The 13673-nt window shown below is 66.3% G+C and carries 13 protein-coding genes; all 13 read left to right on the forward strand.

Going from position 1 to position 13673, the window contains the following annotated elements:
- The first annotated feature begins 2 nt into the window (after positions 1-2).
- The 13 genes from argS (at position 3) to ACZLZY_RS02635 (ending at position 13672) form a co-directional block, all read left to right on the forward strand.
- The gene (gene argS, locus ACZLZY_RS02575; RefSeq protein ID WP_472931861.1) at positions 3-1763 is read left to right on the forward strand and encodes an arginine--tRNA ligase; all 1761 of its coding nucleotides are present in this window, start codon (positions 3-5) and stop codon (positions 1761-1763) included.
- A gap of 98 nt (positions 1764-1861) precedes the next feature.
- Positions 1862-3652: an SPOR domain-containing protein gene (locus ACZLZY_RS02580; protein WP_472931862.1), complete on the forward strand. Its 1791-nt coding sequence runs from the start codon at positions 1862-1864 to the stop codon at positions 3650-3652.
- A 103-nt stretch (positions 3653-3755) separates the two neighbouring features.
- Positions 3756-4778 (forward strand): beta-N-acetylhexosaminidase, encoded by a 1023-nt coding sequence (gene nagZ / locus ACZLZY_RS02585; protein WP_472931863.1) that lies wholly within the window; start codon positions 3756-3758, stop codon positions 4776-4778.
- Between the two features lie 389 nt (positions 4779-5167).
- Positions 5168-5401, forward strand: a complete 234-nt coding sequence (locus tag ACZLZY_RS02590) for a twin-arginine translocase TatA/TatE family subunit (RefSeq protein ID WP_472931864.1) — start codon at positions 5168-5170, stop codon at positions 5399-5401.
- Positions 5402-5555: 154 nt separating this feature from the next.
- Positions 5556-6224 carry a Sec-independent protein translocase protein TatB gene (tatB, locus tag ACZLZY_RS02595; RefSeq protein WP_472931865.1) on the forward strand — a complete coding sequence of 223 codons (669 nt, stop codon included), beginning with the start codon at positions 5556-5558 and terminating at the stop codon, positions 6222-6224.
- A complete protein-coding gene (gene tatC / locus ACZLZY_RS02600; protein ID WP_472931866.1) occupies positions 6221-7042 on the forward strand; it encodes a twin-arginine translocase subunit TatC in 822 nt (273 codons plus the stop codon). Before tatB ends, tatC begins: the two co-directional genes overlap by 4 nt.
- 44 nt (positions 7043-7086) lie before the next feature.
- Complete coding sequence (serS, locus tag ACZLZY_RS02605; RefSeq protein ID WP_472931867.1) at positions 7087-8370, forward strand: serine--tRNA ligase; 1284 nt, start codon at positions 7087-7089, stop codon at positions 8368-8370.
- Entirely contained in the window at positions 8370-9119 is a 750-nt protein-coding gene (surE, locus tag ACZLZY_RS02610) for a 5'/3'-nucleotidase SurE (protein WP_472931868.1), read from the forward strand. Before serS ends, surE begins: the two co-directional genes overlap by 1 nt.
- Positions 9120-9162: 43 nt before the next feature.
- The gene (locus ACZLZY_RS02615; RefSeq protein WP_472931869.1) at positions 9163-9819 is read left to right on the forward strand and encodes a protein-L-isoaspartate(D-aspartate) O-methyltransferase; all 657 of its coding nucleotides are present in this window, start codon (positions 9163-9165) and stop codon (positions 9817-9819) included.
- Between the two features lie 155 nt (positions 9820-9974).
- Positions 9975-10784 (forward strand): class D beta-lactamase, encoded by an 810-nt coding sequence (blaOXA, locus tag ACZLZY_RS02620; protein ID WP_472931870.1) that lies wholly within the window; start codon positions 9975-9977, stop codon positions 10782-10784.
- A 146-nt stretch (positions 10785-10930) separates the two neighbouring features.
- On the forward strand, positions 10931-12493 hold the full coding sequence (locus ACZLZY_RS02625) for a peptidoglycan DD-metalloendopeptidase family protein (protein ID WP_472931871.1): 1563 nt from the start codon (positions 10931-10933) through the stop codon (positions 12491-12493).
- Between the two features lie 378 nt (positions 12494-12871).
- On the forward strand, positions 12872-13189 hold the full coding sequence (locus ACZLZY_RS02630) for a hypothetical protein (protein WP_472931872.1): 318 nt from the start codon (positions 12872-12874) through the stop codon (positions 13187-13189).
- 57 nt (positions 13190-13246) lie between these two features.
- The gene (locus ACZLZY_RS02635) at positions 13247-13672 is read left to right on the forward strand and encodes a hypothetical protein (RefSeq protein WP_472931873.1); all 426 of its coding nucleotides are present in this window, start codon (positions 13247-13249) and stop codon (positions 13670-13672) included.
- Position 13673 lies beyond the last annotated feature (1 nt).

The raw sequence follows: 13673 nt of genomic DNA on the forward strand, positions 1-13673 counted from the left end.
ACATGAACATTTTCGCCGACTTCGAGACTCGCATCAAAGCCGCCGTGCAAGCGACTCTGGCCGCTCAGGGAATCGCCGAGGCCGACCTGTCGCGGATCACCGTCGAGCCGCCGCGCGACGCCAGCCATGGCGACCTCGCCAGCAATGCCGCGATGGTGCTGGCCAAGCCCCTGCAGTTGAAGCCGCGCGATCTTGCGGAGGCGATCGCCGTGCGGCTGCGGGAGGACGGCGACGTCGCGGCGGTCGAGATCGCCGGCCCTGGCTTCATCAACCTGCGGCTCCAGCCCGCCTTCTGGACCAAGCACCTCGCCGTCCTCCTGACGGATGCCGCGCAATACGGCCGCGGCACGACGACCGACCGCAAGATCAACGTCGAATACGTCTCGGCCAATCCGACAGGACCGATGCATGTCGGCCATTGCCGAGGTGCGGTGGTCGGCGACGCCATCGCCAACCTCCTCGCCTTCGCCGGCAATACGGTGGTGAAGGAGTATTACGTCAACGATGCCGGCGAGCAGGTGAAGGTGCTCGCCCGCTCGGCCTTCCTGCGCTACCGCGAAGCGATGGGCGAGACGATCGGGGAGATCCCGGCTGGGCTCTATCCCGGCGACTACCTGAAGCCGGTCGGTCACGCGCTGGCGATCCGCTATGGCGACCGGTTCCTTGGCCAGGACGAGGCCGAATGGCTGCCGGTCATCCGCGACTACGCCATCGACGCGATGATGATGATGATCCGCGACGACCTGAAACTGCTCGGCATCACGCACGAGGTGTTCTTCTCCGAGCGGACGCTGCATGCTGTGCCGGAGGGCGCCAATGCCAGCCGCATCGCGATGGCGATCGACGATCTCCGGGACAAGGGCTTCGTCTACCAAGGCGCGCTGCCGCCGCCGAAGGGCCAGCTGCCGGAGGACTACGAGGACCGCGAGCAGACACTGCTGCGCTCAACCGATGTCGGCGACGACATGGACCGCCCGCTGGTCAAGTCGAACGGCAGCTACACCTACTTCGCCGCCGACGTCGCCTACTTCCAGGACAAGTTCGCCCGCGGTTTCCAAGAGATGGTCTTCGTCCTCGGCGCCGACCACGGCGGCTACGTCAAGCGGCTGGAAGCGGTCGCGAAGGCGGTTTCCGGCGGCACGGCCGAGGTCGACGTCGTCCTCTGCCAGCTGGTCAAGCTCTACCGCAACGGGGAGCCGGTGAAGATGTCGAAGCGCTCGGGCGACTTCGTGACTCTCGCCGACGTCGTCGAGGAGGTCGGGCGCGATCCCGTCCGCTTCATGATGTTGTTCCGCAAAAGCGACGCGCCGCTCGACTTCGACTTCCAGAAGGTCACCGAGCAGTCGAAGGATAACCCGGTCTTCTACGTCCAGTACGCGCATGCGCGCGCCAAGGCGGTCGAGCGACAGGCGGCGGGCGAGGGGATCGCCGTCACCGACGCCGAGAGCGACGCGGCGCTTTTGGGGCTGCTGGCGGACGAGGGCGAGATCGGGCTGATCCGCAAGCTCGCCGAATATCCGCGCCTGGTGCAGTCGGCCGCCGAGGCGAAGGAGCCGCACCGGATCGCCTTCTACCTCTATGATCTCGCCCAGACTTTCCACGCCCAGTATAATCGTGGCCGGGACGTGCCTGGCTTACGCTTTGTTAACCCTGAAGAGCGAAGGTTGACCTTGGCGAGACTGGCCCTGGTTCGCGCGGTTGCGGCCGTCATTGCCTCAGGTCTGGCGCTGATCGGCGTCCATGCACCGGAGGAAATGCGGTGATGGATCACGCTTTGGTCAATATCGTCTCATAGCGGTGAAGTCCTTCCGGCGAGCCTTTCCGAGGCCGGCCTGGGACGGAAAAAGTGGAGTTTGGCGGCATGGGAGACATGAAGAATCCGGGTCGCGGCGTCCCCCTCTCGAGGGCTGAGGACAGCGATCCCTTCGCCGAGCTCGCCGACATGTTCGAGGCCGAACTGGCGATGGACACCCATGCCAGCCGCGCTCCCGCCGTCCGCCCCATTTCCGACCATGAGCGCTACGTCCAAGCGTCCACCAGCACGCGAAGCCGGGTCGACTCGGCCGGGCGCCATGCGCCGCTAGCGCCGCATGATCGCGATTTCGATGCCGCGTTCGAAGCCGCCCTCGGCGACGAGTTTCCGGCGGCGACCTCGACCCGCCGGCCCGAGCGTCAGGCTGCCGCGCCGTCGAAGGCCGATTCTGCCGATGCCTATCAGAGCTGGATCGTTCCGCGGGGCAGCCGCCCGGCGGCCGCGGATCCGATGCGCCCGGCCACAGCGACGACTGCCACCGTCACGCATGGCCGCTCTGGCTATACCGGCGGCCGCTCGCTCGGCGCCGATCTCGAGACCGCGATCCACGGCCTCAGCGCGCCCGCCAATCCGCGCGACGTCATCGTCGTGGAAACCCAGTCCTTCGCCCCCGAGCGGGTGGTGGACGACTACCGGCATGAGCCCGCCCAGCCGGAGCTCGACGAGTTCGACGAGCTGATCGCCAGCGAGCTGGCGGTGATGAAAGAGCCGGTGCATGGCGGTGCACAGGCGTATCCCGGCTATTACCAGCAGGATGATGCGGCAGCGCACGGCCAGGGTGCTGGCGATGCGGCTCAGTATGAAGACGACGGATACTATGCCGACGACGCGGCGCCGGCACCGATCGCCCGCTCTTCGCGTCGCCGGACGGCGGTGACGGTTGGCGGCGGCGTGCTGTCGCTCGCCTTGATCGGCGTCGTTGGCCTGTTCGTGTGGAATGGGAAGTCCGCCGATGCGGGTCTTCAGGCCTCGAACGAACCCTTGCTGATCAAGGCCGACAACGAGCCGTTCAAGATGGTGCCGAAGGATCCGGGCGGTCGCACCGTCCCGAACCAGAACAAGGCGGTCTACAACCGCGTCAACGGCGAAGCCGGTGCCTCGACCACGCAGCAGGCGCTGCTGACAGATGCCGAGGAGCCGATCGATCTTCCGGTGGAGGAGGAGCCCGCCGCCTATCAGGATCTGCCGGGCGTCGACCCCATCGGGGCGCAGTCGGCGGAGGTCGATCCGAGCCAGGAGCGGATCGAGGTCGCCGCCGCCGATGGCGCAGCCGAATCGCCGGTTCCCGTCCTGCAGCCGCGCAAGGTGCGGACCATGGTTGTGCGGCCGGATGGCACGATCGCGCCCGCCGAAGCTGCCCCGGCGGCGCCGGCGCCGGCCGTCGCCGCCATCCCCGCCGCACCGCCGCCGCCGGTGCGCACAGTCGAGGCTGCCCCTGCGCCGGAGGCCGCTGCGCCGGTCGAGCCGGCCGCTGGTTCCGTGCAGCAGGTCGCCGACGTCACACCCGCGCCGCGTCAGCAGGACGAGGCCGCCGACCCGATGCAGGTCGCGGCCATCGCGCCGAAGCCGGCCCCGGTTGCGGCGACATCGGCTGCAGGCGGTTACTACGTGCAGATCTCGTCGCAGCCCTCCGAGGCCGCGGCGCAGCAGTCGATGCGCAGCCTGGGGGCAAAGTTCTCCGGCGTGATCTCGGGCCGCGCCGTCGGCATCCAGCCCGCCGAGATCCCCGGCAAGGGCACGTTCTACCGCGTCCGCGTCGCGGCAGCCTCGAAGGACGATGCCTCCGACATCTGCGGCCAGCTGAAGGCCGCCGGCGGCAACTGCTTCGTCGCCCGCTAACATGATCACGGCCGGGCTCGGTCTCGGCCGCGTGCCCATCATCTGATTCTTGGGGCGGCCGCCGACGTGCAGGCCGCCCCTTTCTGTTTGCGAGGGAGATTTCATGACCGGATCGAAAGCCTGGATCGCTGGTGTCGCGGGGCTAAGCCTGTCGGCCGACGAGCGCGCCTTCTTCGCCGACGAGCACCCTTGGGGTTTCATCCTGTTCGGGCGCAACATCGAATCGGCGGCCCAGGTCAGCGACCTCGTCGCCAGCCTGAAAGAGGCGGGGGGCCGCATCTCGACACCGGTCTTCGTCGATCAGGAGGGCGGGCGGGTGCAGCGGCTGCGGCCACCGCTGGCCCCGTCCTACCCGCCGGCGGCGACGCTCGGGGCGATCTACGATGCCGATCCGGCCGCCGGCGAGCGCGCCGCCTGGCTGCACGGCCGCCTTATCGCCTGGGACCTCGCCGGTTTCGGCTTCAACGCCGACTGCCTGCCTTGCCTCGACATGCCCGTCGAGGGCGCGAACTCGGTGATCGGCGACCGCGCCTTCTCGATGGACGCGACGACCATCGCGACGCTCGGCCGTGCGGCCGCCGACGGCCTGACCGCCGGAGGGGTGATGCCGGTGATGAAGCATCTGCCGGGGCACGGCCGGGGCAATGCGGACAGCCATCTGTCGCTGCCGGTGGTCCCGACCCACCGCGCCGAACTGTCGCGCACCGACTTCCTGCCGTTCAAGGCAATGCGCCATCTGCCGGCGGCGATGACCGCCCATTTGCTTTACTCCGACATCGACCCGACCTTCCCGGCGACCCTGTCGCCGATCGTCATCGAGCAGGTGATCCGCAACGAGATCGGCTTCGACGGCCTGCTGATGACCGACGACATGTCGATGAAGGCGCTGCAGGGCGACATCGGCGAGCTCAGCGCCAAGGCGATCACCGCGGGCTGCGACGTCGTTCTCCACTGCAACGGCGACATAGGCGAGATGCGCAAGGTCTCGAGCGCCGTGCAGCCGCTGCGCGGCGAGGCGGAGCGCCGGGCGAAGGCTGCCGAGGCGGTGATCTCGGCCGTTCCGCATCCGGCCGACGAGGCGGAGCTGCGCGCGGAATACGCCGCTTTGGTCGAACGGGTGGCCTGATCGGACGGCGGCGCGTTCCGGCGCCATTCCTGCGGTGGCGCGCCGACCCGTGCCTGCGCCGGTAGCAGAACTTTCATGCCAGTCCCTGCCGCTTCCTGCATCGTTTCCTCTACTTGGTCACAACCGCATCGTCTCCGTTGATCTTGCCGCGGTTATCGTGCTTGAAAGAGCCGGGTTGACGCCCGATCTCCTGTGGAGGGGGTGCCGGTGCGTCACAGAAACGACAAGTCGCGCCTGCACCGTCGACGCCTGTCGCCTCGCATTGAGCGGTTGGCCAGTCGAAACAACGGAATCCCGCGGGGCCAAGCGCCTTGCGGCATACTTCGCGGGGCATGTGCCTTGCGGCACAACTCGCGGGGCACGTGCCTTGCGGCACAAGGAGAATGACAGTGGGTAGCTTCAGCATCTGGCATTGGCTGATCGTTCTGGCAGTCGTGCTGCTGCTCTTCGGGCGCGGCAAGATCCCCGAACTGATGGGCGATGTCGCCAAGGGCATCAAGAACTTCAAGAAGGGCATGAGCGACGACGAGACGACGACCACCACGACCACGCAGGAGCGCCGCACCATCGACAACAATGACGGTGAGATCGTGACCCGCGAGACCGAGAAGTCGCGCCTCTAACATCGATCATCCGGCAGGGACGGCGCTCCGCGTTCTTTCCTGTCGGATTGTCTCAGGGCGAGATCACCGCTGCAGGGCGCGGTGACCGTCGCTTGGTGATCTGCCGGTGCGTCCGGCTAGCCTTGCTCCAGCGCCCCATCGGAATGTCACCGAAATGTTCGAAATTGGTTGGTCCGAGCTTCTGGTCATCGGCGTCGTGCTGATTGTCGTCGTCGGTCCAAAAGACCTGCCGCGCATGCTGCGCACTTTCGGCAAGACCACGACCCAGCTGAAGCGAATGGCAGGCGACTTTCGCAAGCAGTTCGACGAGGCTCTGCGCGAGGCCGAGCTCGACGAGGTCCGCGACAACATCAAGTCGATGAACCCGACCGCGGACATCCGCAAGGCGATGAACCCGATCCGCGCGGTCGGCGACGAGATTCGCTCCAGCCTCATGACGGCGACCAAGGCGCCCGAGCCGAAAGTGCCCTTGGCCGACGCGCCCGCGAGACCTGCCGAACCGAGCGTGATCGGCAATGCCGACATGCAGCCGCTCGCAAGTCCCGCATCGCCGTCGACCAACCCGCTGCCGTCGTCGGCGAGCGTCCAGCCCACGGCGTCCCCTTTGCAGGAAGTCGTCGCGTCCCAGCAGCCGGTCGCAGAACTTCCGAAGTCGGTACCGGGGCCGCTGGCCGCCGATCTCGCCAACCCCGCAGCACCCGACAGCCTGCCGGTGCCGCCGGCCGACATCACCCTCCCGGCCGTTCCGCTAGACCGTGCAGCCGCGAGACCCAATGGCGGCGCCCCCCTGAATGGCAAGGATGCCAGCGGAGACAGTCATTGAGCCGCGATACCGCTGAAATCGAAGCCTCCTCGGCCCCGCTGATCGAGCATCTGGTTGAGCTTCGCACCCGTCTGATCTGGGCGCTCGCCGGGTTTTTCGTCGCCTTCCTCATCTGTTTCTTCTTCGCGCGCGAACTCTTCAACCTCCTGGTCATTCCGTACCAGACGGCCGTTCACTGGGCTGGGATCAACGACGACAAGGTCGAGCTGATCTACACCGCGCCGCAGGAATTCTTCTTCACCCAGGTGAAGATCGCGGCTTTCGGCGGCTTCTTCCTCGCCTTCCCGATCATCGCCATCCAGATCTACAAGTTCGTGGCGCCCGGCCTCTATAAGAAGGAGCGCGCCGCCTTCGTGCCGTTCCTCGTCGCCACGCCGCTGCTCTTCCTGCTCGGCGCCTCGCTCGTCTACTTCTTCTTCACCCCGATGGTGATGTGGTTCTTCCTCTCGATGCAGCAGTCTGGCGACGTGCCGGGGCAGGCGGCGATCCAGCTCCTGCCGCGTGTCTCAGAATACCTTTCGCTGATCATGGGGCTGATCTTCGCCTTCGGCATGGTGTTCCAGCTGCCGGTGGTGACCTCGCTCCTGGTGCGGGCCGGCATGGTCACCGCCGAGGGCCTGATCTCCAAGCGCAAATGGGCGATCGTGCTCGCCTTCATCGCGGCTGCGATCCTTACGCCGCCGGACCCGATGTCGCAGATCGGCCTTGCGATCCCCACCATCCTTCTCTACGAGATTTCGATCATCGCGGCGCGGATGATCGAACGCAAACGGGCCGAAGAGGTCAGCGAGAGCGACGCGACGAGCGACCCGGTCTAGGCCGGTCCGGCCCCGTCTTCCGCTGATTGGAGACGAGGGGAAACATGCTCGATATCAAATGGATACGCGAGAATCCGGAATCGCTTGACGAGGCCCTGAAGGCGCGTTCGGCGTCCCCGGTCGCCGCCGAGATCCTGCGCCTCGACGAAGAGCGGCGGGGTCATGTGACGCGGCTGCAAGAGCTGCAGACCCGCCGCAACGACGCCTCGAAGGAAATCGGCAAGGCTAAGGGTTCCGGCGACAATGCCCGGGCCGAGGCTGTCATCGCCGAAGTCGCCGAGATCAAGGCCGCGATCCAGGAGGGCGAGGAGACCGAGCGCCAAATCGACGCGACGCTCGGCGACATGCTCGCCCGCTTGCCGAACATTCCCCATGCCGACGTGCCCTTCGGCACCGACGAAAGCGGCAATGTCGAGGTGCGCCGCCATGGCACGCCGCCGGAACTCGGCTTCGCACCGAGGGAGCATTTCGAGCTCGGCGAGGCGTTGGGCCTGATGGACTTCGACCAGGCGGCGAAGATCTCCGGCTCGCGTTTTACCATCCTCAAGGGCGGACTCGCCCGGCTGGAGCGGGCCCTCGGCCAGTTCATGCTCGACCTCCACACTTCCGAGCATGGCTATCAGGAGGTCGTGGCGCCGATCCTCGTGAAGGCCGACGCCCTGTTCGGGACGAACCAGTTGCCGAAGTTCGAGGAAGATCTCTTCAAGACCACCGGCGACCACTACCTCATCCCGACGTCCGAGGTGCCGCTCACCAACCTCGTGCGCGAGATGATCGTCGACGCCGCCGTCTTGCCGCTGCGCTATACCGCGCTGACGCCTTGCTTCCGCTCGGAAGCGGGATCGGCCGGGCGCGATACGCGCGGCATGCTGCGCCAGCACCAGTTCTATAAGGTCGAGATGGTGTCGATCACGGCCGAAGAGACCTCGCTCGACGAGCACGAGCGGATGACCGCCTGCGCCGAGGAGGTGCTGAAGCGCCTCGGCCTGCCGTTCCGGACCATGGTGCTGTGCACGGGCGACATGGGCTTCGGGGCCCGCAAGACCTACGACATCGAGGTCTGGCTGCCCGGCCAGAACGCCTACCGCGAGATCTCGTCCTGCTCGGTCTGCGGCGACTTCCAGGGGCGGCGCATGAACGCGCGTTACAAGGCCGCCGGCGAGAAGCAGACGCGCTTCGTCCATACGCTGAACGGCTCGGGCGTTGCCGTCGGCCGCTGCCTGATCGCCATTCTCGAGAACTACCAGAACGCCGATGGCAGCATCACCGTGCCCGATGCGCTGAAGCCGTATATGGGCGGGCTGGAGAAAATCGAGAAGGCCGCCTGATGCGCATCCTCATCACCAATGACGACGGCATCCATGCCGAGGGCCTGGCCGTGCTCGAGCGGATCGCCGCGACGATCTCGGACGACGTCTGGGTGGTGGCGCCCGAGACCGACCAGAGCGGCCTCGCGCACTCGCTGACGCTCTCTTCGCCGCTGCGGCTGCGCAAGATTGCCGAGAAACGCTTCGCGCTGTCGGGAACGCCCACCGATTGCGTCATCATGGGCGTCAAGCACGTGCTGCCGGGGCCGCCGGACCTCGTGCTCTCCGGCGTCAATGCCGGGCAGAACGTCTGCGACGACGTCACCTATTCCGGCACGGTCGCCGGCGCCATCGAAGGCACTATGCTCGGCTTCCGGTCGATCGCGCTCAGCCAGGCGCACGGGCCGGACCGGGCGACGCCCTGGGAGACAGCGGAGACGCACGCCCCGGCCGTGCTCGCCAAGCTCGCCGGCATCGACTTCCCGAAAGGCGTCCTGTTCAACATCAACTTCCCCGCCGTCGCGGCCGACGCGGTGACCGGCACTGAGATGACCCGCCAGGGCAAGCTCGACTACAATCTCGGCTTCGAGGAGCGCCGCGATGGCCGCGGTTTTCCCTACTTCTGGCTGAAGTTCGGGCGACAGGCCGGTGCGGAAATGGCGCAGTCCGATATCGCCGCGCTTTCGGCTGGCCGGATTTCGGTGACGCCGCTGATGCTCGACCTCACCGATCACGCTCTTCGCGAGAAGCTGCAATCGCTGTTCGCATGACGCGGGACCGCCAAGCGCCCCAGACCCGAACGGATTTTCTCCCATGAGCATGAGCGTGACCGGCCCGGACCGCGAGGAACTCGCGGCCTTCCTGTTGAAGCTGCGCTCGGCGCACATGGCGGGCACGCGCCTGACCGAGGCGGTGGAGGCGGTGCCGCGGCGGCTGTTCCTGCGCAACGGCATCGAGGAGGCCTATGGCGATTCGGCGCTGCCGATCGACTGCGGCGAGACGATGCCCGGTGCTTCGTCGGCGGTGGCGCTGGTGCATGCGCTGGGCGTCGAGCCGAGCAACCGCGTTCTCGAGATCGGCACCGGCAGCGGTTACGTCACGGCGCTGCTCGCCCGGCTCGGGGCCCGCGTCGTCTCGCTCGATCGCTACCGCTCGCTCCTGAAGACGGCGGACGAGCGGCTGAAAGCCTGCGGCATCACCAATGTCTCGCTGATCCACGAGGATGGGCGCGAGGGATACCCCGATGCCGCGCCCTACGACCGGATCATCGTCCACGCCGCTTTCGAGACGCTGCCGCGCACCTTCCTCGAGCAGCTGGCCCAGCATGGTCAGATCGTCTGTGCCATCGGCCCGGGGCTCGGCGCGCAGACCCTCGTTCGCCTGCAGAAGGTCGGTAGCCGGCTGGAGCGCGAGGATCTGCGCCAGGTCTACTACCAGCCGCTCGCCGCCGGCACGGCGAAGATGCTGTAGCGAGCGCCGGCGCGCCGTCCGTTTTGCCGATGGCGACGGCTGCGTTGCCGCCTGGCGAGACGTGACCCTGGGAAGAGGGCGACCGGCCATCTTCATGAGCTGTTAACGCTTGGGGGTCCTATCGAGGGCGTATCGTCCACCCAGGAGCCGCCGACATGATCCCGATTCGCTTTGCCGTGACGTGCCTCTTCCTCGCCGCGCCGATGGCCGCCGAGGCCCGCACGATCTGCACGATTCTTGCCGATGCTGCCGACGACAAGGTCCTGTCGGAGGAGGGCGACTGCAAGACGCAGGTCACGCCCGCCTCGACCTTCAAGATCCCGCTGGCGCTGATGGGATCGGACGCCGGGTTCCTGAAAGACGCCCATGCGCCGAGCCTGCCATTCAAGAAAGGCTATCCCGACTGGGGCGGTGCCAACTGGACTGCGGACACCGACCCGACCCGCTGGATGAAATACTCCGTGGTCTGGTATTCCCAACAGATCACCAAGGCGCTGGGGGCGGAAACGCTGACCCGCTACGCCAAGGATTTAGACTACGGCAATGCCGACTTCTCCGGCGATCCTGGCAAGGACAATGGCCTGGAGCGGGCTTGGATCATCTCCTCGCTGAAGATCTCGCCGGGGGAGCAAGTGGCGTTTCTCTCGAAGCTCGTGCGGCGGCAGCTGAAGGTCGCACCCGCGGCCTTCGATCTCGTCGACGCCGTGGTCGAGCAGCGCCCCATCGGCGACGGCTGGCAGGCGCATGGCAAGACCGGCATGGCCTACCCCCGCAATGCCGATGGCAGCTTCAACGAGGCGCGCGCCTATGGCTGGTTCGTCGGCTGGGCGGTGAAGGGAGAGCGGACCCTGGTCTTCGCCCGTCTGATCCAGGACGACAGGAAGGAAGAGGGTCCCGCGGGCAACCGGGCGCGAGAGGCATTCCTCGCTGAACTTCCCGGGCTGATCGAAGCGACGGCAAAGTGACAGCGTCTTGCGCCGTCCTCTCCGGACTGTGAAAATCCGCAGATATGAATAACAAGAAATGTCGACGATACCCCGCTGTTTAACGGGGCAGTAAGATTAACAGTGTTGAATGATCCCAATGAGATTGCGTGGGCATGGGGTCATCGATGCGTGTTGGTGTGCTGAATTTTGATCGACTGCGGCTTGCCGGCTCCGTCGCGGTGTTGGCTTTGGCGACGCTGGTGGCGGGGTGCAGTTCCGATGTCGCCCGCTTCGACGACGGCTTCTACACCGGCGCCGTGCCGCAGAAGCCGGTACCGCGCGGCAATGTCGGCGGCCAAGCCTATCCCGGCGACCTCGATGGGGTGAACACCGGATCGGTCCGGCAGGGCGGCTACGCCAGCAATGCCGGCGGCAACCGCCAGCAGGTCGCGCCGCTCTATTCCGCCCAGACACCCGGCAGCGGGCAGTACGGCGCAACCACCCGGACCGCCGCCGTCGAGCGCAGCACCCTCGCGCCGCCCTCCGGCTCGCCCGCCATGAACGACGCGCCGCGCTACGACCCGCCGGCGTCCGAGCCCATGCGCCAGCAGCCGACCTACCAGCCCGCCGCAGCTCCTGCACCGGCACGCGCCGCAGCAACCGGCAAGGCAGGCTGGCAGAACACCGGCAACACCGTGACCGTCGGCAGCACCGACACCGTCGATACGCTGTCCAACCGCTACGGCGTGCCCGCCAAGGCGATCATGGCGGCCAATGGCCTGAAGAGCGCCAGCGACGTGCGTCCGGGCCAGCAGATCGCCATCCCGACCTATTCTTACGGCCAGACCGGCATACGCACCGCCGCGGCCTCGTCGAACCCGGAGACGCCGGCGCTCGGCTCGGCGCCGCAGCCGCTGCGCGTTCCCGAAAAGAGCGCGTCTCGCGGGTCCGGCATCGTCGTCGAGTCCGGCGACTCGCTGATGGGCATCTCGCGCCGCACCGGCGTCCCGGTGGCCGAACTGCGTGCCGCCAACGGCCTGTCCGACGACAATATCCGCATCGGCCAGACCTTGAAGCTGCCCGCTGGAACGACTGTCCCCAAGCGTGTCGCCAGTGCCGAGCCGAAGACTGCCCCGGCCTTGGCGCCGGTGCAGCCGGCCCAGCCGGTGGCGGCCGCCCAGCCGAAGCCCTACGAGGCGCCGAAGCTCGTCGCCGCCGCGAAGGTCGAGAAGCCCGCCGCCGCGGCCCCTGTCACTGAAACGGTGAAGGCCGAGCCGATTAAGGCCGAGCCCGTCGTCAAGGCGGCGCCGACCAGCACCGTCTCTGACGAGACCGAGAACGAGGTCGCGACCGCCGCGCCTGCCGGGACCGGCATCGACCAGTTCCGCTGGCCCGTCCAGGGCCGCGTCGTCAAGCGCTACGGCGAGAAGTCGGGAGCCAAGCGGAGCGACGGCCTCGACATCTCGGTGCCGCGTGGCACGCCGGTGAAGGCCGCCGAGAACGGCGTCGTGATCTATGCCGGTGACGGCCTGAAGGAGTTCGGCAACACCGTCCTCGTCAAGCACGACAACGGCCTCGTCACCGTCTACGGCCATGCCGACGAGCTGAAGGTGAAGCGCGGCGCCACCGTCCGCCGCGGCCAGGAGATCGCCACCGCCGGCGTCAGCGGCGATACCGATACGCCGATGGTCCACTTCGAGGTCCGCAAGGACTCCGCCCCGGTCGACCCGTCGAAGTACCTGCAGTAGGATCAACCTCGACGCCTATCAAAAGCCCGGCACCGCAAGGTCGCCGGGCTTTTTGTGTTCATGGGACAAGTGAGGGTCTCGGCGTCCCGCCGTTGGATTTGCCGAACCGCTGCCGGCCTGCTCGTCCGCTCCCGCAACGGTTTGCTCGCCTTTGACCTTGCCCATCGCCGATACGACCGTCAGGTAAGCTGGACACTAAGTCACTGCATTTAGCGTTAGCTTACTGACGAGTTTTCATTAAGTCTTACATGCATAATTGCGAATACAATATAGATGCACAGTATGACGTATAGGAGCTTTTCTATTTACAATGTAAGTCGATCTCCCGATATATAAAGGACCATTCGCTCACTGAATGGATGTTGAGGGAGAGTAGAAATGAAAGTCAGGGTGATTGTTATCGGCCTTATGATCTCAGCGGTCTTTTCGACGTCCGCCTTGGCCGAATTCAGGAAGTACACGGAAGTACCGAATCGAGACAGCTGCTGGTCGGTCGAGTACGTTCCGCGGACGGTCGAAGTCAACACAAGGGGACGTCTGATCCGGGGCGAACGCCGTTCCTGGACGGGTGAGATGGTCAACGGCGGTATTGTGCGGAACGAGCGCCATGCAGCTGTTTACGAAAAGGTGCGCCGCGTCGTCGAGGAAGAACACTACAGCCTTGACCCGCAAACCTGCAGTGCACGCGTGCGTTAAGCCGAAAGAGAGGAGGGAGGCTTCCTCCTTCCTCTCGTCACCTTGGGGGAGGCCGAGATGTTGCTGGAACTGTACCTTGCTGCCCAGGCCGCGATCGCCGTGCCCTGCGATCCCGCTAGAAGCCTCTCCGAGCTGTCGCGCAAGGCGAACTGCGTCGAGCGGCCGGTCGAAAAGAGCGGAAGCGCGACGGTTCGTCTGGAGTATTCCTTCTCAAGGGCGAAAAACAGCGCGAGCGTCGTCATCACCGGTTCCGACGGCGTCATGTCCGTCGACAGGTTCGCGGAATGCCGCGATCTCAGTATCGACCCGCAGGAGTACCAGAGCCTCACCGACATCGTCATCTGCGACGGCCAGCGGCTCTCGATCGAGGCGACGGCGGAGGGTGTCGAGATCTTCGATACCAGCACCCAGCGCGCGGTTTTCGGCGTGGAACTCGAAAAGTCTATCACGATGATCAACGGCTTCCCGAGGCCGATCGAGTAGC

Source organism: Mesocryomonas lacus (genome assembly GCF_055730135.2).

What these genes read in the sequence shown, in the direction of transcription:
- argS (WP_472931861.1), top strand. Translation starts at nt 3, where the DNA reads ATGAACATTTTCGCCGACTTCGAGACTCGCATCAAAGCCGCCGTGCAA.
- ACZLZY_RS02580 (WP_472931862.1), top strand. Translation starts at nt 1,862, where the DNA reads ATGGGAGACATGAAGAATCCGGGTCGCGGCGTCCCCCTCTCGAGGGCT.
- nagZ (WP_472931863.1), top strand. Translation starts at nt 3,756, where the DNA reads ATGACCGGATCGAAAGCCTGGATCGCTGGTGTCGCGGGGCTAAGCCTG.
- tatB (WP_472931865.1), top strand. Translation starts at nt 5,556, where the DNA reads ATGTTCGAAATTGGTTGGTCCGAGCTTCTGGTCATCGGCGTCGTGCTG.
- serS (WP_472931867.1), top strand. Translation starts at nt 7,087, where the DNA reads ATGCTCGATATCAAATGGATACGCGAGAATCCGGAATCGCTTGACGAG.
- surE (WP_472931868.1), top strand. Translation starts at nt 8,370, where the DNA reads ATGCGCATCCTCATCACCAATGACGACGGCATCCATGCCGAGGGCCTG.
- ACZLZY_RS02615 (WP_472931869.1), top strand. Translation starts at nt 9,163, where the DNA reads ATGAGCATGAGCGTGACCGGCCCGGACCGCGAGGAACTCGCGGCCTTC.
- blaOXA (WP_472931870.1), top strand. Translation starts at nt 9,975, where the DNA reads ATGATCCCGATTCGCTTTGCCGTGACGTGCCTCTTCCTCGCCGCGCCG.
- ACZLZY_RS02625 (WP_472931871.1), top strand. Translation starts at nt 10,931, where the DNA reads ATGCGTGTTGGTGTGCTGAATTTTGATCGACTGCGGCTTGCCGGCTCC.
- ACZLZY_RS02630 (WP_472931872.1), top strand. Translation starts at nt 12,872, where the DNA reads ATGAAAGTCAGGGTGATTGTTATCGGCCTTATGATCTCAGCGGTCTTT.
- ACZLZY_RS02635 (WP_472931873.1), top strand. Translation starts at nt 13,247, where the DNA reads ATGTTGCTGGAACTGTACCTTGCTGCCCAGGCCGCGATCGCCGTGCCC.